The 21,793-nt window shown below is 69.1% G+C and carries 20 protein-coding genes and 1 pseudogene; 3 read left to right on the plus strand and 18 right to left on the minus strand.

From position 1 onward, the window contains the following. Positions 1-31: 31 nt before the first annotated feature. The 5 genes from LRD69_RS01215 to LRD69_RS01235 form a co-directional block, all read right to left on the minus strand. Positions 32-1,108 carry an ABC transporter ATP-binding protein gene (locus LRD69_RS01215; RefSeq protein ID WP_277324667.1) on the minus strand — a complete coding sequence of 359 codons (1,077 nt, stop codon included), beginning with the start codon at positions 1,106-1,108 and terminating at the stop codon, positions 32-34. Next, positions 1,108-2,175: an ABC transporter ATP-binding protein gene (locus LRD69_RS01220; RefSeq protein WP_277324668.1), complete on the minus strand. Its 1,068-nt coding sequence runs from the start codon at positions 2,173-2,175 to the stop codon at positions 1,108-1,110. Before LRD69_RS01220 ends, LRD69_RS01215 begins: the two co-directional genes overlap by 1 nt. Continuing rightward, on the minus strand, positions 2,175-3,086 hold the full coding sequence (locus LRD69_RS01225; protein ID WP_277324669.1) for a carbohydrate ABC transporter permease: 912 nt from the start codon (positions 3,084-3,086) through the stop codon (positions 2,175-2,177). The genes LRD69_RS01220 and LRD69_RS01225 overlap by 1 nt, the downstream gene beginning before the upstream one ends. Beyond that, positions 3,086-3,952, minus strand: coding sequence for a sugar ABC transporter permease (locus tag LRD69_RS01230; RefSeq protein WP_277324670.1), 867 nt, complete (start codon positions 3,950-3,952; stop codon positions 3,086-3,088). The genes LRD69_RS01225 and LRD69_RS01230 overlap by 1 nt, the downstream gene beginning before the upstream one ends. A gap of 80 nt (positions 3,953-4,032) precedes the next feature. Continuing rightward, a complete protein-coding gene (locus LRD69_RS01235; RefSeq protein ID WP_277324671.1) occupies positions 4,033-5,370 on the minus strand; it encodes an extracellular solute-binding protein in 1,338 nt (445 codons plus the stop codon). A gap of 487 nt (positions 5,371-5,857) precedes the next feature. On the opposite strand from LRD69_RS01235, the gene LRD69_RS01240 reads away from it, so the two are divergent. The 3 genes from LRD69_RS01240 to LRD69_RS01250 all read left to right on the plus strand — a co-directional run bounded on the left by LRD69_RS01240 (position 5,858) and on the right by LRD69_RS01250 (position 8,103). Continuing rightward, positions 5,858-6,592 (plus strand): GntR family transcriptional regulator, encoded by a 735-nt coding sequence (locus LRD69_RS01240; RefSeq protein WP_277324672.1) that lies wholly within the window; start codon positions 5,858-5,860, stop codon positions 6,590-6,592. A 100-nt stretch (positions 6,593-6,692) separates the two neighbouring features. Further along, positions 6,693-7,262: a DJ-1/PfpI family protein gene (locus tag LRD69_RS01245; RefSeq protein ID WP_277324673.1), complete on the plus strand. Its 570-nt coding sequence runs from the start codon at positions 6,693-6,695 to the stop codon at positions 7,260-7,262. 19 nt (positions 7,263-7,281) lie between these two features. Next, positions 7,282-8,103 (plus strand): alpha/beta hydrolase, encoded by an 822-nt coding sequence (locus LRD69_RS01250; protein ID WP_277324674.1) that lies wholly within the window; start codon positions 7,282-7,284, stop codon positions 8,101-8,103. On the opposite strand, the pseudogene LRD69_RS01255 reads toward LRD69_RS01250, so the two are convergent. From LRD69_RS01255 to LRD69_RS01315, 13 genes and pseudogenes are all read right to left on the minus strand, one after another. Then, a pseudogene (locus LRD69_RS01255) lies at positions 8,104-8,271 on the minus strand (IS5/IS1182 family transposase); the annotation flags it as partial. It abuts the gene before it with no gap. 310 nt (positions 8,272-8,581) lie between these two features. Continuing rightward, positions 8,582-9,190, minus strand: a complete 609-nt coding sequence (locus tag LRD69_RS01260; RefSeq protein ID WP_277324675.1) for an XRE family transcriptional regulator — start codon at positions 9,188-9,190, stop codon at positions 8,582-8,584. 326 nt (positions 9,191-9,516) lie between these two features. Further along, positions 9,517-10,455: an LD-carboxypeptidase gene (locus tag LRD69_RS01265; protein ID WP_277324676.1), complete on the minus strand. Its 939-nt coding sequence runs from the start codon at positions 10,453-10,455 to the stop codon at positions 9,517-9,519. After that, positions 10,452-11,591 carry a M20/M25/M40 family metallo-hydrolase gene (locus tag LRD69_RS01270; protein ID WP_277324677.1) on the minus strand — a complete coding sequence of 380 codons (1,140 nt, stop codon included), beginning with the start codon at positions 11,589-11,591 and terminating at the stop codon, positions 10,452-10,454. The genes LRD69_RS01265 and LRD69_RS01270 overlap by 4 nt, the downstream gene beginning before the upstream one ends. 4 nt (positions 11,592-11,595) lie before the next feature. Further along, positions 11,596-12,726 (minus strand): o-succinylbenzoate synthase, encoded by a 1,131-nt coding sequence (gene menC, locus LRD69_RS01275; RefSeq protein WP_277324678.1) that lies wholly within the window; start codon positions 12,724-12,726, stop codon positions 11,596-11,598. Continuing rightward, a complete protein-coding gene (locus tag LRD69_RS01280) occupies positions 12,723-13,520 on the minus strand; it encodes a hypothetical protein (protein ID WP_277324679.1) in 798 nt (265 codons plus the stop codon). The genes menC and LRD69_RS01280 overlap by 4 nt, the downstream gene beginning before the upstream one ends. Continuing rightward, positions 13,510-14,493 (minus strand): ABC transporter ATP-binding protein, encoded by a 984-nt coding sequence (locus LRD69_RS01285; protein ID WP_346771893.1) that lies wholly within the window; start codon positions 14,491-14,493, stop codon positions 13,510-13,512. Before LRD69_RS01285 ends, LRD69_RS01280 begins: the two co-directional genes overlap by 11 nt. Then, on the minus strand, positions 14,490-15,482 hold the full coding sequence (locus tag LRD69_RS01290) for an ABC transporter ATP-binding protein (RefSeq protein WP_277324681.1): 993 nt from the start codon (positions 15,480-15,482) through the stop codon (positions 14,490-14,492). The genes LRD69_RS01285 and LRD69_RS01290 overlap by 4 nt, the downstream gene beginning before the upstream one ends. A 2-nt stretch (positions 15,483-15,484) precedes the next feature. Next, on the minus strand, positions 15,485-16,390 hold the full coding sequence (locus LRD69_RS01295) for an ABC transporter permease (protein ID WP_277324682.1): 906 nt from the start codon (positions 16,388-16,390) through the stop codon (positions 15,485-15,487). Then, positions 16,387-17,448: an ABC transporter permease gene (locus tag LRD69_RS01300; protein ID WP_277324683.1), complete on the minus strand. Its 1,062-nt coding sequence runs from the start codon at positions 17,446-17,448 to the stop codon at positions 16,387-16,389. Before LRD69_RS01300 ends, LRD69_RS01295 begins: the two co-directional genes overlap by 4 nt. Positions 17,449-17,521: 73 nt before the next feature. Then, complete coding sequence (locus LRD69_RS01305; RefSeq protein WP_277324684.1) at positions 17,522-19,366, minus strand: ABC transporter substrate-binding protein; 1,845 nt, start codon at positions 19,364-19,366, stop codon at positions 17,522-17,524. 146 nt (positions 19,367-19,512) lie between these two features. Next, positions 19,513-20,877: a M20/M25/M40 family metallo-hydrolase gene (locus tag LRD69_RS01310; RefSeq protein WP_277324685.1), complete on the minus strand. Its 1,365-nt coding sequence runs from the start codon at positions 20,875-20,877 to the stop codon at positions 19,513-19,515. Further along, positions 20,874-21,776, minus strand: a complete 903-nt coding sequence (locus tag LRD69_RS01315) for an SIS domain-containing protein (protein WP_277324686.1) — start codon at positions 21,774-21,776, stop codon at positions 20,874-20,876. The genes LRD69_RS01310 and LRD69_RS01315 overlap by 4 nt, the downstream gene beginning before the upstream one ends. Positions 21,777-21,793: the final 17 nt, after the last annotated feature.

Below are 21,793 nucleotides of genomic sequence, written 5' to 3' on the forward strand. Positions count from 1 at the left end.
GGGGGCATGTTGACGTCGCCGCCCTGCGCGGTTACCTCCCGGCCTCGGACAGCGCCAGCCCGGTGCTCGCATCGAACAGGTGCGCGCGGTCCAGGTCGACCGTGACAAGCAGCCGTTCGCCCGGCGTACCCGTGACGGTGGGTCGTGCCTTGACCTTGAGGATCTCCGTCCCCACTCGGACGTCGACCACCGTTCGGTCACCGAGCGGCTCAAGGCCGTAGAGCTCACCCGACAACGACGCGTCCCCACGCTGCTCGATGGACAAGTCTTCTGCCCGCAGGCCCAGCAGCAGCGGACGACCGTCTTCAGCCGTGGTCCAGCGGGGCCGCGGCAGCGTCCAGCCTTCCGCCCCGACCAGACGATCCCCCTCGGCGCGGCAGGGGAGGAGGCTGATCGACGGGCTCCCGACGAAGCCTGCGACCCACTGGTTGGCTGGTCGCTCGTACACCTCGGTCGGCGTTCCGACCTGTTGCACCTTCCCCTCCTTGAGGACCGCCACCTGGTCGGCCATGGACAGGGCCTCGACCTGGTCGTTGGTCACGTGGACGAAGGTTCCCCCGAGACTCCGGTGGATGCGGGTGAGCTCGGTGCGCATCTCGACGCGGAGCTTGAGGTCGAGGTTCGTCAGCGGCTCGTCCATGAGAAACGCGCGCGGGCGACGGACCAGCGCCCGCGCCAGCGCGACACGCTGCATCTCACCGCCCGACAGCTGGGCGGGACGACGCTGCAGCAGACGTTCGATGTGCAGCAGGCTCGACATCTGCTCGACGGCAGCGGCGATCTCGCTCGAAGAACAGCGGCGTGCCCGCAGCGGCGAAGCGATGTTCTCGTACGCCGTGAGTCGCGGGTAGAGGGCGTAGCTCTGGAAGACCATGGCCAGGTCGCGTGCGGCCGGGGAGTCACCGGTCGCGTCCCTCCCGTCCAGATGCACCGACCCGGCGTCAAGCCTCTCAAGGCCGGCGATCGCTCGCAGGGTCGTCGTCTTGCCTGCCCCGGAGGGCCCGAGCACGACGAAGAACGAGCCGTCCGGCACGTCCAGCGTCACCCCGTCCAGGGCCTGGACCTTGCCGAAGGACTTGCGCAGCCCGTGCACTGCCACGGTTCCCATCAGGCCACCAGCTCTTCCGTGCGCACGTCGTAGACCGGCGGGGGCCCGCCGGTGTGCCGCAGCCCGACCGGCGCGTCAGCGGCGAAACGGACAGTCGGTGGCATCCGAACCCGTACGTCGCGCCGGCCACCGTGGTCGACCACGCAGATGATTTCGTCTCCCAGCCACTCCGCCGAGACCACGCGGGCCGGGGCCGAACGCTCCGCCCCTGGTTCCGTGACCTCCAGCGCCTCCGGCCGGACGCCTGCGACCAGGCGACGGTCGCGCGGCAGGCCTGGCGGTGGCGTGAGGACCAGTCCGCCCTGACTGCGCAGCTTCCCTTCGGCCAGCTCCACCTCGATCAGGTTCATCGGCGGGGAGCCGATGAATGCGGCACAGAAGAGACTCGCCGGACGGTCGTAGACCTCCAGCGGCGTGCCGATCTGCTCGACGCGGCCCTTGTTGAGGATGGCTATTCTGTGGCCGAGCGACATCGCCTCGACTTGGTCGTGGGTGACGTAGACCATCGTCGTCCCCAGTCCCCCCTGCAGGTGCTTGATCTCCGTGCGCATGTCCGCCCTCAGCTCCGCGTCCAGATTGGTGAGGGGTTCGTCCATGAGGAAGGCGCGCGGTCGTCGCACCAGGGCGCGAGCAAGCGCGACGCGCTGCTGCTCCCCGCCGGACAGCCGGTGCGGTCGCCGGTCCAGGAGCGGACCGAGCCGCATCAGCCGGGCGGCCTCGTCGACCCGCTCGCGCACCTCCGCCTTGGGCAATCCCTCGGCCCGCAGCGGGAACGCCAGGTTGTCGCGGGTTCTCAGATGCGGGTAGAGAGCGTAGAACTGGAACACCATGGCGATGTCGCGCTCTGCTGGCGGCAGGTCGTTGACCAGCGTGTCGCCGATGCGGATGTCGCCCGTCGTCTGCCGCTCCAGGCCGGCTATGGCCCGCAGCGTGGTCGTCTTGCCGCAGCCCGAAGGGCCGAGCATCACGAACAGCTCGCCGTCGTCGATGGACAGGTCCACGTGCTCGACTGCGACCGTCCCATCCGGGTAGCGCTTGTGCAGGGTGGTCACCTCGATGCCCGCCATCAGCGTCGCACCGCCCCGAGCGTCACACCGGCGACGAGGTGCTTGCGCACCAGGTAGGCGAAGACGAGCACCGGTAGGGCGAACACCAGGGAGGCGGCGGCCACGAGACCCCAGTCCACGGTGGTTCCGCCGATGAGGCCGGCGATGGCGGGTGGGGCCGTCCGTACGTCATCGCTGGAGGTGAGGAAGATGGCGAACACGAACTCGTTCCACGAGAAGATGAGTGCGAAGACCGCCGTCGCGGCGATGCCGGGCAGGAGCAGGGAAAGGGTGAACCGCCGGAACGCCTGCAAGCGGGTGTAGCCGTCGAGCATGGCGGCATCCTCGTATTCTGCGGGCACCTCGTCGACGAACCCCTTCATCATCCAGATCGTGAACGGGACGTTGAAGGCGGCGTAGATGAGGATCAGGCCGAGCTTGCTGTCGATGAGCCCGACTTCGCGGTACATGAGGAAGATCGGGATCACGACCACCACAGGCGGCATGAAGCGGGTGGACAGGATGAAGAACAGTTGGTCCTTCTTGGCCTTCACGGCGAAGCGCGAGTAAGCCCAGGCCGCCGGGACCCCCAGCACGGTGGCCAGCACCGTGGAGGCCCCGGCGACAAGGAGGGAGTTGAGGAACGCGACGGACAACTCCGAGCGACCGCCGCCGGGGGCGACGAACACGTCCTTGAAATGGTCCATGGTGACCATGAAGTGGAAGAACTTGGCCGGGATGGCGTAGACGTCCCGGTTCTCCTTGATGGACGTCTCGATCATCCACAGCACCGGAAAGAGCATCACGACGGCCAGCACGGTCAGCAGCGCGACCTCCAGCACGGAGCGACCCCGGCCGCGGAGGCGACTCGCGGGGGGCGTGTGATCCTGGACAGGATCAGTGGACGCGGCCTCGTCGACGGAGACGGCCATCAGTCCTCCTTGAGCTTGTTCAAGTAGCGCAGGTAGAGCTGCGTGAGGACGATGACGACGAGGACCATGAGGATCCCGTACGCCGAGGCGGTTCCGGTGTTGAAGCCCAGGAACGCGACCTTGTAGACGTGGAACGACAACGTCTCGGTGGAGACCCCCGGACCGCCGCTGGTGAGGATGTAGACGAGGTCGAACAGCCGGAAGGCCTCGATGGCCCTGAACAGCACAGCGATGAGGAGCAGCGGCCACACCAGCGGAAGAGTGATGGTGCGGAACCGGAACCACTCGGACGCCCGGTCGATCGAGGCGGCCTCGTACAGGTACTTGGGGACCGCGGTGAGGCCCGCGAGTGCGATGAGCATGATGAACGGCGTCCATTGCCAGGTGTCGACCACGATCAGGGAGATCAGTGCCGTTCGCTGCTGGGTGAGCCACTCCACCTGCCCCAGGCCGAGCGAGTCGAGCATGCTGTTGATCACGCCGAACTGCGCGTCGAGCATGAATCGCCAGAACAGCCCGACCACGACCGGCGACAGCATCATCGGGACCAGGAACAGAGTGGTCAGCAGTCCTCGCCCGTGCGTGCGCCGTGAGATCAGGTAGGCGATGGAGAAGCCGAGCACGGTCTGCAGGGTGACCGCGCCGACCACGTAGATCAACGTCGTCAAGGCCCTCGTGTGGACCTGCGCCGAAGTCAGGATGGCGGTGTAGTTCTCGAACCAGACGAAATGGGCCGGCCCCCCGCGGGTGGCCGAGTAGTCGGTGAAAGACAGGTACAACGCCCACAGCAACGGGAACACCGACATGGCGAGCAGCAGCAGCAGCGCGGGGGAGATGAAGGCCACGGCGAGCCCGCGGTCGCTCAAGCGGCGGGACCGACTTGGTGCAAGCGGCGTCGCGGACGCCACCTGCCGGGCGTGGTCGGTCGTCAGAAGGGTGGGGTCACTCACAGTCCGCCGCCGCCCTTGCGGCTGCCGGAGTCGAGCACGCTCTGCTGCTCTTTGGCGATGTCGTCGAGCGCATCCTTCGGCTTTTTCGTGCCGTTGAGAGCCGCGTTCACGTTGGTGTTCTCGATGTCGACGAGGCGCGCGTACTCGGGCACGTTCCACATGTCCCGCATCCGCGGAACCGAGTCGGCGTACACCTGGTTGAACGGCCCGGCATTGAGGAACTCGGGCGACTGCAGGGCGTCCGTACGTGCGGGCACGCCACCAGCCGCGGCCCACTTCTTCTGGATGTCAGCCCGCTCGAACCACTTCATGAAGTTCAGTGCCTCCGCCTGGTTCGCCTTGGAGGAGTAGGCCGACACGTGCATCCCCATGCCGCCGAGAGGCACCAGGTTCGTCTTCTGGCTCGGCAGGGTGGCAAAACCCAGCTTGTCGAGAATCTGCTCCCGCGTGGTGCCGAGCGTCGACTGCTTCGGGTCGAGCAGGCCGCCGCTCGCGGCGATCCAGTTGAACGCGATGCATGCCTTGCCCTGGGCGACCGCCGCGTTCACCTCGTCGATGAACCAGTTGCCGGAGCCCTTGGCGGTCAGCGGCTTCATCTTGTTGACCAGGACGTCCATCGCCTCCTGGCCCGCCGCGTCGTTGAGGACGCCCTCGGTCTTGTGCGTTTTGGCGTCCCAGAGGTTGCCGCCGTAGACGCCGTTGACCGTGTTGTAGGTCACGGCCGCGGCGTCGGAGCCGTTGGCCTGGTGGAAAGCCAGCCCGCTGACACCAGGGTTGTCCGCCTGGCACTTCTCGGCGACTGAGATCATCTCGTCCCAGGTCTGCGGTGGCTTGTCGCCGATCAGATCCTTGCGATAGATCATCGTCCAGGTGTCGCCGAGCAGCGGCAGTCCGTACAGGCTGGCGTTCTCGTCGCGCTTCCCGGTCTCCGCCTGCGGGAACTGGCCGTAGGCCGCCAGGAGGTACGGGTTGTAGGCCTTGACGTCGATGTTCTTCTTGACGAAGTCGGTGATGTCGAGGATGTTGCCGTTCGTCACGGCCTCACCGATGTGCTGCGAGTCCAGGATCGGGATGTCGAAGTCGGTCTTGTGCGCTGCGAACTGGGTGAACATCGCGTCGTGCCAGTTCGCGTTCGGCACGGTGTTGACCTTGATGGTCACGTTCGGCCGCGCCTTGGTGTACTCCGCGTTCGCGAAGGCTTCCAGAGCGTGAGCGGGGGGCCAGTCGAACCAGATGAAGCTGAGGGTCAGCGGGTCCTTGGTGAGCTCCGGGATGGTCGCCGGCGCCTTGGGCGCGCTCGAATCCGCGCCGTCGTCCTGCCCGCAAGCCGCCATGGTCGCGGCCACTAATACGGCCGCCGTCGCCAGCTGCGCCGTTCGACCGGAAACGGACAGTCGTCTTATTCGCTCTGGATGCCGCATCTTCCTGCCTGCCTTCTGGGTGGGGAGCTCTGGAGCCTTGCTGCGTGCTTCGCCGAGCAGTTGCTGGGGGATGTTCAGGCGGGTCGACGGCTGCCGCAAGGGCTGACCCGCAGACCGGCGTCACGGGTACGCCGCGAGGTAATGGGGCTTCAAGCAGTCGACAGGTCCTTCGACCCTTGTGCGGCCCGGCGGCGAACCGAGTAGGACATCGAGCATGCTCATAGGAGCTCCAACTGATCGAAGCGGAGCGATGGCGGGCGGTTCCGCGACGGGTGGACGGGTGAAGGAGGGCTGGCGTCCGTCACCTTTCCTATACGATCTGAGTGGTCGTCACCATGCAGCAGCGTTGCGACCGATGTCAACAGGTTCGCGAAGACGTAAGAAAGGACCTCACGTCAAGATGGACGACGAAGCGACGATCGCGCGGCGCCAGGAGGCCATGACGGGCGGAACGCCGCCGGGAAGATCTCGCGGCCGGCTTGCCGACGAGGTGTACGACACGCTGCTCGGACAGCTGATGTCGCTACGGATCGAGCCTGGTTCCCGCGTCACGATCGACGTCCTGGCGCGAGAGCTGAGGGTCTCGCAGACGCCGATCCGAGACGCTCTGAACCGCATGGAGGCCGAGGGCCTGGTCGTGCGTGTGCCCCATGCCGGCTATCACATTCCCCCCCAGATCACCCGTCAGCGATTCGAGGACATGCTCGAGCTCCGCCTGCTCCTCGAGCCGGCGGCGGCGCGCAGATCTGCCGAACGCGCATCATTGCAGCAGGTGGCCGGCCTGCGGCGACTGCTGGAGGAGATGGCTGAGCTGGAGGGGGGCACCGGGCTCATGGCCTATGGCGCCTTCGGGCTCCGCGACGCCGCTTTTCACAATCTCATCGCCTTGAGCGCGGAGAACCAGCTCATCCGCGAAGCGCTCGCTCGCCTGCACGCGCACGTGCACCTGTTCCGGCTTCTCCACGACACCCAGGTCGCTCACTTGGCGATGGCCGAGCACGAAGAAGTTGTGGCCGCGATCGCCGCGCGTGACCCCGACGCCGCCGCCTACGCCATGCGTCGGCACATCCTGCTGTCCGGCGAGCGGTTCCGACGATTGTTCGACGAAATCAAGGGTTCGGACGGTATGGCGTAAAGGCTTGACGGGCGGGCTGGGCCGAGGAATGCTAACGCAATTGGATCAGATCGGATTGGATTGGATCGACGTCACCCGCCTCAGATGCGAGGAGAAGTAGGTGCCCAGAGCGCTGCTCCTGACCGGCGACGCCGCCGAGGAGCTCGACACCATGTATCCCTACTATCGCGTGCAGGAGGGCGGTTGGGACGTTGACGTCTCGTCACGGACGATGCGTGACGTTCAGCTGGTCATCCACGAGTTCGACCCCAACTCCGACGCCTACGTGGAGAAGAACGGCCGAAAGTTGCCGGTCGACGTGCCCTGGGCCGAGGTCGACGTCGAGCGCTATGACGCCCTCATCATCCCTGGGGGACGCGCCCCCGAGTGGATCCGGGTCGACGCCGACGTCAGGCGCATCACCGAGCACTTCTTCGCGCGCAGCCTCCCGATCGCGCTGGTATGCCACGGCGCGCAGGTGCCAGCTGTGTACGGGCTGCTGAAGGGCAGGAAGACAGCGTGCTTCCCCCCCATCACCGGTGACATGGAGAACGCGGGCGCGACGGTCATCGACGCTCCCGACGTCGTGGACGGCAACCTCGTCTCCTGCCGGGGGTGGCCCGACATGCCGCAATTCGGCAGGGCGATGATGGAGGTCTTTTCGAAATCCATCAACTCCGCATCGGCATGAGCACACCTGGCCTGTCCCAGTGACGGCACTTCGGACCGTCACAGTCGACGGCTCCCCCGTCCACGTCATGGAGAGCGGCACCGGGCCCGCGGTGCTGATGCTGCACGGCTCCGGACCCGGTACGACCGGATCCGGAGCCTGGTCAACGACGGCACAGGCGCTGGGCACGTCCTGGCACCTGGTGGCTCCTGACCAGGCGGGGTTCGGCCGTACACCAATCCCGGCGGGCTCCAGGGGTGGGCTCCGGCTGTGGACGGAGCAGGCCGCGGGCCTGATGGATGCTCTCGGCGTCGAGCACTACGCCGTGGTGGGCCACTCCATGGGCGGTGCCGTGGCGCTGGCGTTGGCGGCCGCGCGTCCCCAGCAGGTCACCCGTGTCGTGGCGGTCTCGACGATGGGCGCCCCCGGGGCGCCGCTGTCCGCCGAGCTCGACGCGGTCTGGGCCGCCCCCGCCGGCCCGCTCGGGGCACGAGACATGTTGAGTCGCCTCGTCCTCGACCAAGCGCTCGTGACCGAGTCGGCCGTCGCTGCCCGTGCAGCTGCGATGCGAGCGGGGGCGGCCGCATTCGCGTCGTTGTTCCCTCCACCTAGGGCACGTTGGGCCGACGAGCTCACCCTCTCGGCGCAAACGCTGGCAGGGGTCCGCGCGCCCGTGCTGCTCGTCCACGGCGCCGAGGACCGAGTCACCTCGCTCGGGACGGCAGCCCTGCCCCTGCTCGAACACCTGGCCGATGTCCGTCTGCACGTGCTCGGCCGATGCGGGCACGTGCCGGCGCTCGAGCACCCGCACGACTTCAGGCGACTCCTGTCGTGCTTCCTCGGCCGGGAACGAGGTCACTAGTCATGCAGGTCCGGTGATGCTGCGTAGCCACAGCATCGTGCCGCACAAGTGGAGTCCGGCCAGGTAGCTCTCGGGAGTCTTGTCGTAGCGGGTGGCGATCCCGCGCCAGTTGCGCAGCCGGTTGATGCACCGCTCGACGGTGTTGCGGTCCTTGTACAGCTCGGCGTCGCGAAGACGGCCAGGGCGGACATGGTGGACGACAGACTGTCGGTGGAGGGGAAGAACTGCGGTCCCAGGGAGGACGCGAGCAGTCCGTAGACCATCCAGTCGTACCACTCGACGGCGTTGCCGCCACCGAGGGCCAGCAGTGCGCGCCGCTGGGAGAGAGGAGTACGGACTGCAGTAGCTGATCTTTCATGGAGCGATGCCATAGCGGGGGCACCTCGCGGTGAAAGGCGCACGGCTCAGGCCGTGCGGGAGCTGCGCCCGGGCCGACGGCCGGGGCGTTGAGGGAGCGGGGTACGGCGGAGCCCCGGGCCTACCAGCTGGGCGGGGTGATGACCCAGACGGAAGTGGACGGCTCGTCACCGGGGTTGGCGTACCAGTGCGGGACGCTCGACGAGTACGTGATCGAGTCACCGGCCTCGAGCCGGTGCCGGACGCCGTCGAGATAGACGTCCTTGACACCGGAGAGAACGATGCCGAACTCTTCGCCGTTGTGGCGGAAGGGGGTGCTGCTGGTGTCATGACCCGGCTGGGTCTCGACCCAGAGGACCTCGAGCGCGCCGTTCAGCGTAGGAGTGAGCAACTCGTAGGTGGCGTCGTCGAGTCCATCGGTGCCGTGGAAATCGAGACTGCGGCGCTCGGCGCGCCGCACCACGGGGCTGATCTGTTCGGTCAGGTGGAAGAGCCTGCCGATGGGGATGTCCAGCCCGTGCGCGATCTGGACCAGGGTGGCGAAGGACGGATTGCCCTTGCCGCGTTCGATCTGACTGATGAGGCCGGTGCTCACACCGGATCCTCGGCTGAGGTCGTCGAGGGTGTAACCGGCCTGCTTGCGCAGTGCCTTGATCTGGATTCCCACTGTGGCGACGAGAGCGTCCAGGTCCGGCTGACCGTCCTGGGGTACGTGGATTGCGTCACTCACAGCTTCGACCTGCCTCAGTGGCGTGGGGACGGAAGGAGCTTCGCCGTTGAGCAACAAGCGCTTCGGCGGAGCGTGTGCGGCCTCGACGATCCGAGCTTGGTCATATTGAAGAGCTTCACTAGATTGAAAACAACCCTTCAGAGTGAAGAACTTCAACCGAACGGTGAGCGGCGGTCCCTGTCACGTCGTGCAGCGGTCGCGGACGCATGATCCGACCTGGTCAGGACATGCCGAAGCGGCGGGGAGCTTCTCCCCGCCGCTTCTTCACCGCTCCATCCGGAGCTCCCGGCCACCGCCGAAGGGCGCCTCACCGGCCGTCGGTCCGGTCAGGCGAGCACCGGTACGTCGAAGGTGAGCGTGGCTTCGTCGGCGTCGAGACGGGCCTGCACACCGACCGGGAAGGTCTGCATCGGGACGCCGTGGCCGATGTCGGCGCCGGCAAGGACCGGGGCGCCGAGATCGCCGAGCCGGTCGATGAGCAGGGCGTCGATCTCGGCCGGGTCGCCGCAGCCGGTGAAGGTGCCGCAGAGGATGCCCGCGACCCCGTCGAGGTAACCGGAGCGGCGCAGCTGCGTGAGGATGCGGTCCAGCCGGTACGGCTCCTCGTCCACGTCCTCCAGGAAGAGGATGCCGCCGCGGGCCGGGCGCGAGGTGGAGGTGGACAGCGAAGAGCAGAGCAGGCTCGCGGTCCCGCCGAGGGTGACGCCCTCGGCGGTTCCGGGGACCAGGGTGCGGGCTGCCGGGAAGGTCATCCGGGTGGCCTCGGCCGGGGTGAACAGCGTCCGCGCCATCATGTCGAAGGCATACGAACCGGGCGTGAAGTCGTCCGATACGGGCATCGGCCCGAAGAGCGACGCCCAGCCCAGGTGCACCGCGACCGCCTCGATGAGCGCGGTGACGTCCGAGTAGCCGACCAGGACGCGCGGCGCGGGGGTGCCCATGGACGCGAAGTCGACGCCTTCCAGGGTGCGTTGGGCGCCGTAGCCACCACGGGCCAGGAAGACGGCACGGTAGCGGGGGTCGGTGAGTGCGGTGGTGAGGTCGGCGGCGCGGGTGGCGTCGTCACCGGCGAGGTAGTCGAGGGGGATGCCTGCGGCGCGCGCCGAGGGCAGTACGTCGACGATCAGGCCGAGACTCTCCAGGGCTGCGACGCCCTTCTCCAGGTCCTCGGCGCGCGGCGCTCCCGAGGCGGCGGTGACGGCGACCCGGTCGCCCGCCTTGAGGGCGGGCGGACGGATCAGGCCGGTGTTCTCGGGGGAGGTCATGCGGACTCCTCGGGCGTGGTGAGGTAGGCGGCGAGCAGGGCGGCGCGGTCCAGCAGTGAGGCGACCGAGGCGCGTTCGGACATGGAGTGGGCGCCCGCACCGTCCGGGCCGAGGCCGTCGGCGGTGGGGATACCGAGCGAGCCGGTGAGGTTGGTGTCCCCGGCGCCGCCCGAGGTGCCGGTGAGCAGTTCCGTGCCCCGCTCGGCCGCGAGCGAAGCGAGTCGCGCAGCGAGGGGGTTTGCGGGGTCGCGCTCCCAGGCGGGACGGTACGACAGCCGGGTGACGGTCACCTTTGCGCCGGGGCGGACCGGGGTGACGGCGTCGAGCGCACCGAGTACGGCGGTTTCGGCGGCAGGGGTGGCGAAGCGCAGGCCGAGCTCGGCCGAGGCGGCTCCCGCGACGACGTTGGCGCGGGTGCCGCCGCTGATGGTGCCGATGTTGAACTCGGCGGCGGGCGACGCCGGGACGGCCGCTCGTACAGCGGCGATCTGGTCGATGAGCTCGTCGATCGCGGAGGTGCCGAGCGAGGCGTCGAGCCCGGCGTGCGCCTCCACGCCCTGGACGTCGATACGTACCCGGGCCACACCACGTCTGCCGGTCTTCAGCGTGCCACCCGGCAGCGGCGGTTCGAAGCCGAGCGCGGCGAAGGCGCCCGCGGCATGGGCGGCGATGATGCGGCGGCCGTCCGGTGAGCCGATCTCCTCGTCGTTGGCGACGACCAGACGCACCGGGCGGGCCGGGGAGAGGCCGTGTTCGCGCAGCAGGACGAAGGCCAGCTCGATGGCGACGAGGGAGCCCTTCATGTCGTACACGCCGGGGCCGGTGACGGTGTCGTCGTCCTCGTGGAGCGTGAACGGGCGATCGGCGGTGGTGCCGACGGGAAGGACGGTGTCGCTGTGGCCGATGAGCAGGATGTGGCCGTCGTCGCCGTCGGCGCCCGGCCACTCGCAGATCAGGTGGTCGCCGTGCGGTCCGCTCTCACGGGTGACGCGGGCTCCGAGAGCCCGATAGGCCTGCTCCAGATCGGCGTTGACGATCTGGAGCAGTGCGGGCTCCCCGGACGGACTCTCGGCCATGACGAGGGTTTCCAGGCGGGCGAGCGCCCGGTCGCGCAGATGCGCGGCGTCGAATCGCACGGGCTCAGCCTTCCTTCAGCACGGCGTGCCGCAACCGGTTCGCCCTGACCAGGGACTCGTCGACATGGACGCCGAGGCCCGGGCGGGCGTCGGGTACCGGGACCAGGCCGTCGGTGGCGCGGATAGGCGGCGTGACGATGTCCTGGCGGTAGTACTTGTCGGATCCGGACACGTCCGAGGGCAGCGTGAAGCCGGGCAGCGAGGCGACGGCCAGGTTGGCGGCGCGGCCGATGCCGAACTCGTGCATACCGCCGCACCACACCGGGATTCCCGCCTCGCGGCACACGTCGTGCACCGCGACGGACGGTCCGATCCCGCCGAGCCGGGACACCTTGATGTTGACGATGTCGGCGGCGCCCAGGTGCAGTGCCGTGGCCAGTACGGCGGGTGAGGTGATCGACTCGTCGAGGCAGACAGGGGTGTCGAGCCGGGCCGCGAGGTCCGCGTGGCCGAGCAGATCGTCCTCGGCGAAGGGCTGCTCGATCATGAGCAGGCCCTGGTCGTCGAGGGCCGTCAGGGCTGCCAGGTGCTCGGGTGAGTCGGCCCGGTAGCCGGTGTTGGCGTCAACCTGGAGCGCGATGCCGGGGAAGGCCGCGCGCACCGCCCGTACCGGCTCGAGGTCCCAGCCGGGGCGGCACTTGAGCTTGACCCGGCGGTAGCCGTCACCGACATGCCGGGCGACCTGGGCAAGGAGTGCGTCGACCGTCGGCTCGATGCCGAGGCTGACGCCCGCGCTGATCCGCTCGGCGGTGCCGCCGACGAGGGTGGAGAGAGTTTCGCCGCGGGCCTGCCCGTACAGGTCCCAGCAGGCCATGTCGAGCCCGGCGCGGGCGAAGTGGTTGCCCGACAGCCGGGCGGTGAGAGCCACCGCGTCGTCCGGGTGCTCCCAGGGGCGGCCGAGAACCATGGGGGCGAGGTGCTCGCTCAGCACGTACCAGCAGCTCTCGGTGGATTCGCTGCAGTAGTACGGGTCGCTGGGCGAGGCGCACTCGCCCCAGCCGACCGTGCCGTCGGATGCGGTGGCCCTGACCACGATGTGGTCGAGGTACGACTTGCGGTGGGAACTGGTCTCGAACTCGTGGATCAAGTCCAGTCGCACCAGAGAGAGTTCGATCTCGGTGATGGTGATCGTCATGAGGCGACTTCCTGGTCGGTGCCGCGCGGGACGAACCGGTAGACCGCGAGGTCGTCGGTGACACGCAGGCAGGAGACCCCGACATGGGTGGTAAGGGCCTCGGTGAAAGTTTCTCTGAGCGAGGTGCGCAGCGCAGCGGCTGCGGACGCTCCTATCGCGGTGCGGTGCAGGTCCCAGAGGGCGGGTACGGCGATCAGCAGGTCGTCGCCGTATGCCAGACACTCGCCTGGTTGCCAGGCCCGGTCGGGTAGTTCGGGCTGGGCCATGGCGGGGCGCGTCAGGTCCCAGTCGAGGAGGAACCGGTCGGTCGACTCGCCCGCGTCGTCCCCGAAGCCCTCGTCGCCGTACATGGACGGCTTGAGTACGGAGATCCGCCCGCCGAGCACGTCCAGGTTGAAGTGCGCGTTGCGGGTCTTGAGGGGGTCGTAGGACCAGCGGATACGAGTGAGCCCCATCGCCAGTGCCCGCTCGCGCTGGGCGTACTTGAGGAGCCGGCCCACTCCCCGCCCCTGGAGGTGGCGGGCAACGACGGCGAGCTGCGAGTACTGGAACAGCTCGCCGCCGGGTTCGCGGGCCAGGAAGCTGTATGCGAAGCCGACCGGCCGCGCCGGGTCGCCGCTCTCGTACGCGGCGACGACGATGCCTCCGTTGGTCTGGAGCGCGGTCAGCAGGCGGGGGTTGAGGCTCCCGTCGGCCGGGCGCAGCCCCATCACATCGGTGTACAGACCTATGCAGGCCGCCATGGCGGCAGGGCCTTCGACGTCGCGCACGACGAGTGCGGTGTCAGCGGCCATGGGCGAAATGGCAGGCCGCCTGGGCGGCCGCCGGGTCGGCGGTCAGTACGGACAGTTCTCGTGTGTCACAGCCCGCGGAGGCGCGCTCGGCGCCCTTCAGCTCCGCCCAGCGCGGGCAGCGCGGATGGAAGCGGCAGCCGGCCGGGATGCGGGTCGGGTCCGGCGGCTCACCGGTCAGGACGGTCCGCGGCTGGTCGCGGCCCGCCTCGGGCAGCACCGAGAGCAGCGCCTTGGTGTACGGATGCTGGGGACGCAGCAGTACCTCCTCGACGGTGCCGACCTCGACGATCCGTCCGAGATACATCACGGCGACCCGGTCGGCGATGTTCCAGGCCAGGCCCAGGTCGTGGCTGACCACCAGGGCGGACAGGCCGAAGTCGTCACGCAGTTCCAGGATCAGCTTGAGGATCTCGCCGCGCACGGAGGCGTCGAGGGAGGCGACCGGCTCGTCGGCGACGATCACCGACGGGTCGAGGGCGAGTGCACCCGCGATGACCACGCGCTGCTGCTGGCCGCCCGACATCCCGTGCGGGAAGCGGTGGAGGAACCGCTCCGGAGGGCGCAGTCCGGCACGCTGGAGGGCGGTGTGCACCCGGGAGTTGAGCTCGCCGGTGATGCCGTGCAGCCGGGGTCCCTCCGCGACCGCGTCGTACACGTTCTGCCGGGGGTTGAGGGCGCCGCCCGGGTCCTGAAGGACCAGCTGGGCGTGGCGGCGGTACTCCTTGAGCGCCTTCGCCGAGTAGGTGAGGGGCTTGCCCTGGTAGCGGATCTCGCCGCTGGTGGGCTTGATGAGACCGACGAGCGCGCGGGCCAGTGTGGACTTGCCGCAGCCGGACTCGCCGATCAGGGCGACGATCTCGCCCTGGCCCACGGTCAGGTTGGCTCCGTCCACGGCGCGGGCGGGGCCGCGGCCGGCCCGCGCCGGATAGGTGATGTGGAGGTCGCGGACCTCCAGGGTCGGCGCGGTGCTCACGACCGGCTCCCTTCGGGTGGGGGGGTGTGCGCGTCCAGGACGCGCAGGCATGCGGCGGTGCGCCGGTCGCCTGCGGGCCACAGCTCGATGGTCCGGGTGCGGCAGTCGTCGACGGCGTGCGCGCAGCGCGGGGCGAAGGCACAGCCGTCGCCGAGCGCCGAGACGTCCGGCGGGTCGCCCGGCAGTCCGGAGGGCGCGAACCGGGAGGCGGGGTCGCCGATGGCGGGGAACGCCCGGGACAGGGCGCCGGTGTACGGGTGCTCGGGTGCTTCGATGACCTGTTGCGAGGGACCGGTCTCGACGATCTCGCCGGCATACATGACCGCGAGCCGCCCGCACATCTCGGAGAGCACGGAGAGGTCGTGACTGATCATGATCACGCCGACGCCGAAGTCCCTCACCAGATCGGTGAAGAGTTCCATGATCTGCGCCTGGACCATCACATCGAGGGCCGTGGTGGGCTCGTCGGCGATGATCAGGTCGGGACGGCAGGCGAGCGCCATGGCGATCATGATGCGCTGGCGCTGGCCGCCGGAGAACTCGTGCGGGTAACTGCCCATGCGCTGCCGGGATATGCCGACGCTGTCGAGGAGTTCGGCGGCGCGCCCGCGGGCCACGCGCGGGGACACCTTCTCGTGCAGCAGGATCGGCTCGCAGATCTGCTCGCCGATGGGGCGCACGGGGTTGAGGGCGCTCATGGCGCCCTGGAAGACCACGGAGGCACCGTTCCAGCGCACCGCGCGCAGTGTGGACCACTTGGCGGTGAGCAGGTCCTCACCCTGGAAGAGCACCTGGCCGGTGACCTTCGCGCTCTTGGGCAGGAGCCGCAGCAGGCTGAGCACCATGGTGGTCTTGCCGGAGCCGGACTCACCGGCCACTCCGAGGGTCTCGCCCCGGTCGAGGGTGAAGCTGACGCCTCGTACGGCGGGGATGTCGCGGTCGCCGTCGCGATAGGTGACGGACAGGTCGCGTACGTCGAGCAGGGTCATGATCAGCCCACCATCCGCGGGTTGAGGACGTGCTCCACGGCACGCCCGGTGAGGGTGAAGCCGAGGACGACGACAAGAATGGCGATGCCGGGCGTTCCGACGTACCACCACGCACCGGAGGTCATGGCGCCCTGGTAGAAGGCGGCGTTGAGCATGGAGCCCCAGGAGACTCCGGTCGGGTCGCCGAGTCCGAGGAAGGTCAGGGTGGCTTCGGAGAGGATCGCCGAGGCGACCGTGAGCGTTCCGGAGACCAGGATCAGCGGGGCTACGTTCGGCAGTACGTGACGGAGCATCACCTGACGGTTGCCCGCGCCGAGCACCTTGGCGCGCTCGATGAACGGACGGGCCTCCACGGCGAGGGTCTGGGCGCGCACCAGCCGGGCGGTGGACGTCCAGGAGGTCACCGCGATGGCGATGGTGATGGACGCCGTTCCCTGGCCGAGCACTGCGGCCAGCGAGATGGCGAGCGGCAGGCTGGGCAGGGCGATGAACCAGTCGGTCAGGTGCATCAGGGCTTTGCCGAGCTTGCCCGGATAGTGGCCGGCGAGCAGTCCGATCGCGGAGCCGAGCACCATGGTGAGCACGGTCGCGATGACGCCGATGGAGAGCGAGGAGCGCGCCCCCCAGATCAGCAGATCCACCACGGAGCGGCCGGCCTGATCCGTGCCCAGCAGATAGTCGGCGCTGGGCGCGGCGAGCAGCGGGCCGTCGACCTTGGTGACGTCGAGTTGTGCAGGGCCGATGAAGAGCGGGGCGGCCAGCGCGAGGGCCGTGCAGACGAGCAGGATGCCCAGCCCGACGAGTCCCGCCGGACGCTTGGCGTAGTCCTGTACGAAGCGGCTGATGGCGGCCAGCCGGGGAGGTGAGCCGGCCGGAGCGGTCGTGATGGTGGTGTCAGGAGTCGTCATCGCACACGCACCCGGGGGTCGAGGAAGCGGTAGAGCACGTCGGCGAGCAGGTTCATCAGGATCACGCTGGCGCTGAAGATGATGAACGTGCCCTGGAGGACGGGGATGTCGGGCACCTTGAGGGCCTCGATGGTGAGCGATCCGAGTCCCGGCCAGCTGAAGACGGTCTCGACGGTGATCGCGCCGCCGACCATGGTGCCCAGATGAAGGAAGATCACGGTGACCGACGGCAGGAGCGCGTTGGGCACGGCGTGCTTGCGGCGTACGGCGTCGTCGACGAGTCCCTTGGCCCGGGCGGTCAGCAGGTACGGGCTGCCCAGCTCGTCGATGATCGACGAGCGCATGATCGACACGTACTGGGCGAAGACCACCAGCACCATGGTGAGACATGGCAGCACCATGTGGCGTGCCACGTCGAGGACATGGTCGAAGCCCGTGGCGCCGAGCGCCGCGTCGGACATGCCGCCGGACGGGAACAGATCCAGGCCGACGCTGAGCCAGATCAGCAGGATCATGCCCAGCCAGTAGGTGGGGACCGACCAGAACGTGAGCGCGGCGGAGGAGGTGATCCGGTCGAAGAGGCTGCCGTGCCGCCACCCGCTGCGGACGCCCAGCCACAGGCCGAGCACCACGGATATCGCGGTGGCCGTGCCCATCAGGAGCAGGGTGGGACCGACGCGCTCCGCGATGAGCGAGGAGACGGACTGCTGGTACTGCCAGGAACGGCCCAGCTCCAGGTGGAGTGTGTCGTTCACGAAGGAGAGGAACCGCTCCCAGACCGGCTGGTCGAGGCCCAGCGTCTCACGCAGATGAGCCATCTGCGCGTCGCTGGTGGGACGGCCGCGCGTCATGGTCTGGACCGGGTCGGCGGGCATCAGCTGAAAGATCACGAAGCCGATGCCCAGGATGATGACGAAGCTCACGGCAGCTGCGGCGAGCTTGCCCCCCAGGAAGCGGAGGAAGGCGGCGCGCCCCGTGCCCGGGCGGGAGGCATCGCCGGACGCGTCGCTCCCGGGCACGGGGCCGACGGCGCTCACGCTGTCGGACGTAGTGGTCATGATTTCTCGATCTGCTCGGTCTGGTGGACCGCGCACCCGGTGCCGGCACCGGGTGCGCGGAAGGAATGAGCGGTTACTCTCGCTCGCCGGCCGACGAGCGGCGCTTGATGCCGAAGGCGACGCCCGCGATGATCACCACGGCGATACCGGCGCCGCCCCAGATGGCGGTGGAACCGGAGGAGGCGGCCTTCTCCGCGACTACCGGAGTGGCGTTGCGGAACTGGCCGAAGGTGTACTGCATCGGGTAGATGCCTGCGGCGTCGGCCTTGCCGACCGCGAGGTTCTTCACGGTGCGGGCATTCGTCGCGGTCATGCCTGTGCCGTAGTAGAGGATCACGTTGTTGTCGGCCTCGTAAAGGATCTCCTGCATCTTGCCGACGGTCTCCGCGCGCTGCGCCGGGTCGAACTCGGTGACCTGCTGCTGGAAGAGCTTGTCGAACTCCTTGTCGCAGTGGAAGGAGTCCGTGGAACCACCGGTGCCGTCATCCAGCGGCAGCGCGTCGCAGCTCTGGATCGACAGCAGGTAGGTGGGGTCGGGGCCGGTGCCCCAGCCGTCCATCAGCAGGTCCCAGTCGCCCTTGGCGAGGTCGTCGTTGAGCTTCGTGGAACTCATCGGCTGGACCGTGAGCTCGACACCGATCTCCTTCATCCACCCGGTGAGGTAGGTGGCGATCTGGGTGTCGGAGGCGGCGTCGGCGTGGGTGCCCAGGCGCAGCTTCAGCGGCTTCTTCGTCTTGGGCGAGACGCGTATCCCGTCCTTGCCCTTGGTGTAGCCGGCGTCGTCGAGCAGCGTGTTGGCCTTGGCGACGTCGTACGACTGCTCCTGGCCGGCGGCAGGCTTCCAGTCCCACTGCTTCCAGGTGGGCGGGATGTATCCGGCCCCGACCTGGCCGAAGCCGTCGAGGACCTTGTCGACCAGAGTCTGCTTGTCGGTGCCCAGCGCGATGGCACGGCGCAGAGCGTCGTCGGCGAGCGCCGGGTTGCCGTTGCCGATCTTCTTGCCGGACCGGGTGTGGGCGCCCGAGTTGAGCGCGACGCTCATCCAGCGGCGGCCGGCGTTCTGGAAGGTGTCGGCCTTCTTGTCGCTCTTCAGCGCCTTGAACTGGGTGGAGTTCAGGTCCGACACGTAGTCGAGCTGACCGCTGCGCAGCGCGGCCACGGCGCCGTCGACGGCCTTGTAGCGCTGCTGGACCAGGTGGTCGAACTTGGGGGCGCCGAGGACGAAGTCCTTGGTGGCGTCGTACTTGACGTACTGCTCGGGCTTGTAGTCGGTGAGCGTCCAGGGACCGTAACCGACGATGTCACCGGAGTCGTTCTTGAAGTCCTTCAGCCCGTCGACGTGCTTCTCCCAGATGTGCTTGGGAACGATCGGCACGCCGCTGTACGGGATGGACACGAACGGTACGTTCGACTGCGGCTTCTTGGTCTTGATGACCAGTGTCGTCGCGTCGGGCGCGGTGACCGACGCGAAGTTCTCGACCAGCGAGCCGTTGGCGGTGCCGGCGACCTCGTTCGTGCGGATCAGTTCGAGGGTCCAGGCGGCGTCCGCTGCGGTGATCGGCTTGCCGTCGCTCCACTTCAGCCCGTCACGGATGGTGAAGGTCCACGTGAGCTTGTCGGCGGAGGGCTCCCACTTGGTGGCGAGGTACGGCGCGGCGGAGCCGTCCGTGTTCAGGGAGTTCAGCGAGGGGTAGACGGCGCTGACGACGTCCAGGGAACCGGCGAAGTACGCCAGGAACGGGTTCAGCGAGTCGATACCGTTGCCGGTCATCGCCGCGCGGAGGGTGGTGCCCTTGCTCTCGGCGGTGGCTGCCGGGGCCAGGGCCACCGAGCCGAGGGCCAGTGCGCCGGTGAGGGTGGCTGCGGCCAGGGCGGTACCACGTCGGCGTATCGCGCCGCGGACCATTGCGTGTCTCATGTCGTGCTACTCCAGGGGGCGGGCACGGAGCGGCCCACGTGGGGTCCGCTCCGCACCGGTGAACGTGCTGTGTGGTGCCGTGCTGCGGCGAGCCGGCGCGGTGTCTGCGCGGCTCGCCTGCCGTGCGGCCGGGTGCGGCCGTGGGGTCAGCCCGAGGTGGGAGCGAAGGGGTCCGCCCGCAGGAAGGTGTCCAGGACCCGGACGCCGAACGCGAGGCTGTCGGTGAGGACGTGTTCGTCGACGCCGTGTACGTAGTCCCAGGAATTGAAGCCGGGCGGGGTGGTGCCGGGGGCGAAGCCGTAGCCGGCGATGCCCAGGCGGGCGAACGCCTTGGCGTCCGTGCCGCCGGACATGCAGAACGGCAGGACCAGGGCCTGCGGGTCGTGGGCGCGCAGGGCGTCCGCCATGGCCGCGAACTCGGGCGAGGTGTGATCGGCGGCGACCGGCTTGGTCCAGCTGGCGAACTCGCGGGTCACCTTGGTACCGAGCACCTGGTCCACGGTGGCGAAGAAGGCATCCTCGGCGCCGGGCAGGACACGTCCGTCGATGCCTGCGGTGGCTTCACTGGGAATCACGTTGTGCTTGTAACCGGCGTTCAGGCGGGTCGGGTTGAGGGAGTTCGACATGGTCGACTCCACCAGCCGGGCAGCCGCGCCGAGCTGGGCGACGCTCTCCGGGTCCGCCGGGTCGACGGTGACGCCGAGCTCCGCCTGGAGTCCGTCGAGCAGCGCCCGGACCGGCGGGATCAGGTGCACCGGCCACGAGAGCGCGGCGAGTTCGGCGACGGTGCGCACCAGCGTGGCGACGGCATTGTCGGGGTTCCGGCGGGAACCGTGCCCCGCGGCGCCGCGCGCCGTGAGCGTCATCCAGGCGCTGCCGCGCTCGCCCGTGGCGACCGGGTAGAGGCGGCGGCCGTTGGGCAGGTGGACGCTGTAGCCGCCGGACTCGCTGATGGCGGCGGTGACACCCTCGAAGAGTCCGGGGTGCTTGTCGACGAGGAACCCCGCTCCGTACGCGCCGGTGTCCTCCTCGTCGGCGACGAACGCCATCACGATGTCGCGCGGCGGGCGGGTGCCGGTCCGGGCGAAGCCGGTGGCGCACGCCAGCATCATCGCGTCCATGTCCTTCATGTCGAGGGCGCCGCGGCCGCGGACCGCGCCCTCGGTGATCTCGCCGCTGAACGGGTCGAAGGACCAGTCGGAAGGCTCGGCGGGTACGACGTCGAGGTGGCCGTGGACCAGCAGCGCGGGCGCCAGCGGGTCGGCACCGGGGATACGGACCACGGTGGAGGCGCGACGCGGCTCCGACTCCAGGACCTGCGGTGCGTATCCGGCGTCGGTCAGGACTTCGGCGACCCACTCGGCGGCCTCCCGCTCGCCGCGGGAATCGCCTCCACCGTAGTTGCTGGTGTCGAAGCGGATCAGCCGCGAGCAGTGGTCGATCGTGTCAGCGGCCAGCGCCTCGTGGTGGGAGAGCTGTTCTGCGGAGGGGTCGGTGGGCTCCTGGGTCACGGAGCAGTCCTTTCAGGCGGGCCGAGCGGGGTGATGCTCTCGCCGTCGCTCAGGGCCGAGGTGAGTGCGTGCCGGCGCTGGGCGCGACGGGCCGCGCCCTTCGCACCGGCCGCAGCGAGTGAGGCGAGCAGATGGCCGGTGGCGGTGACGGCGGTCGGCGAGTGGGTGCGCGACTCGCTTCGGGTGTTCACCGCGAGGACATGGGTGGCGTACGCGCACACCGGGCTGTCGTAGCCGTCGGTGATCGCCACGACGGTGGCCCCGAGCGCATGGAACTCGCGGGCCACGCGCACGGTGTGGCGGCTGTAGCTGTGGAAGCTGAAGGTGATCAGTACGTCCTGGTCGCCGGCGTCGGCGAGGGCGGTGACGGCCGCTCCCACCCCCGGCTGGACGAGCGTCACGTCACGGAGCGCGGAGGAGAGGTCGGCGGCGACCAGAGCCGCGTACCCGATGGACTTCATGTCACCGAACACCCAGCGTCGACGGCCTGCGACCACCGCACGTGCGGCAAGTTCCAAGGCGCCGTTGGTGTGCAGAGCGTCGAGCGTGCCGGCGAGGTTCTCCTGTTCGCGAGCGAGGATGCGCGGCAGCGCGGTGCGGTCACCGGGCCGGCCCTCGCGGTCGGCGATGCGCTGGTCGGGGACGGGCAGCCGGCGGCCCGTCTCGCGAGCGGCGCAGGCGCGCAGGTCCTCGGTGTCGGCAAAGCCCGCCATGGCGAGCAGCTGATCGAGATCCTCGGCGTTCGCGTCGGCGGCCCGCAGGATCTGGGCGGGGCGCCGGGACAGCGCCGCGGGGAAGTCCGCGGCGAGCACGGCGTACAGCCGAACCGCCCCGGGACCACATTGCGCAGCGGCGCGCTCCAACAGGCCGAGCACAGGATCGGGCGTAAGGACAGACATCGATACCTCCCTCCATG

Source organism: Streptomyces sp. JH14 (assembly GCF_029428675.1).
In the GTDB taxonomy this organism is placed as follows: domain Bacteria; phylum Actinomycetota; class Actinomycetes; order Streptomycetales; family Streptomycetaceae; genus Streptomyces.

Coding starts and splice junctions, on each gene's coding strand:
- LRD69_RS01215 (WP_277324667.1), bottom strand. CDS start 1,108: ATGGGAACCGTGGCAGTGCACGGGCTGCGCAAGTCCTTCGGCAAGGTC.
- LRD69_RS01220 (WP_277324668.1), bottom strand. CDS start 2,175: ATGGCGGGCATCGAGGTGACCACCCTGCACAAGCGCTACCCGGATGGG.
- LRD69_RS01225 (WP_277324669.1), bottom strand. CDS start 3,086: ATGGCCGTCTCCGTCGACGAGGCCGCGTCCACTGATCCTGTCCAGGAT.
- LRD69_RS01235 (WP_277324671.1), bottom strand. CDS start 5,370: ATGGCGGCTTGCGGGCAGGACGACGGCGCGGATTCGAGCGCGCCCAAG.
- LRD69_RS01240 (WP_277324672.1), top strand. CDS start 5,858: ATGGACGACGAAGCGACGATCGCGCGGCGCCAGGAGGCCATGACGGGC.
- LRD69_RS01265 (WP_277324676.1), bottom strand. CDS start 10,455: ATGACCTCCCCCGAGAACACCGGCCTGATCCGTCCGCCCGCCCTCAAG.
- menC (WP_277324678.1), bottom strand. CDS start 12,726: ATGACGATCACCATCACCGAGATCGAACTCTCTCTGGTGCGACTGGAC.
- LRD69_RS01280 (WP_277324679.1), bottom strand. CDS start 13,520: ATGGCCGCTGACACCGCACTCGTCGTGCGCGACGTCGAAGGCCCTGCC.
- LRD69_RS01290 (WP_277324681.1), bottom strand. CDS start 15,482: ATGACCCTGCTCGACGTACGCGACCTGTCCGTCACCTATCGCGACGGC.
- LRD69_RS01295 (WP_277324682.1), bottom strand. CDS start 16,390: ATGACGACTCCTGACACCACCATCACGACCGCTCCGGCCGGCTCACCT.
- LRD69_RS01300 (WP_277324683.1), bottom strand. CDS start 17,448: ATGACCACTACGTCCGACAGCGTGAGCGCCGTCGGCCCCGTGCCCGGG.
- LRD69_RS01305 (WP_277324684.1), bottom strand. CDS start 19,366: ATGAGACACGCAATGGTCCGCGGCGCGATACGCCGACGTGGTACCGCC.
- LRD69_RS01315 (WP_277324686.1), bottom strand. CDS start 21,776: ATGTCTGTCCTTACGCCCGATCCTGTGCTCGGCCTGTTGGAGCGCGCC.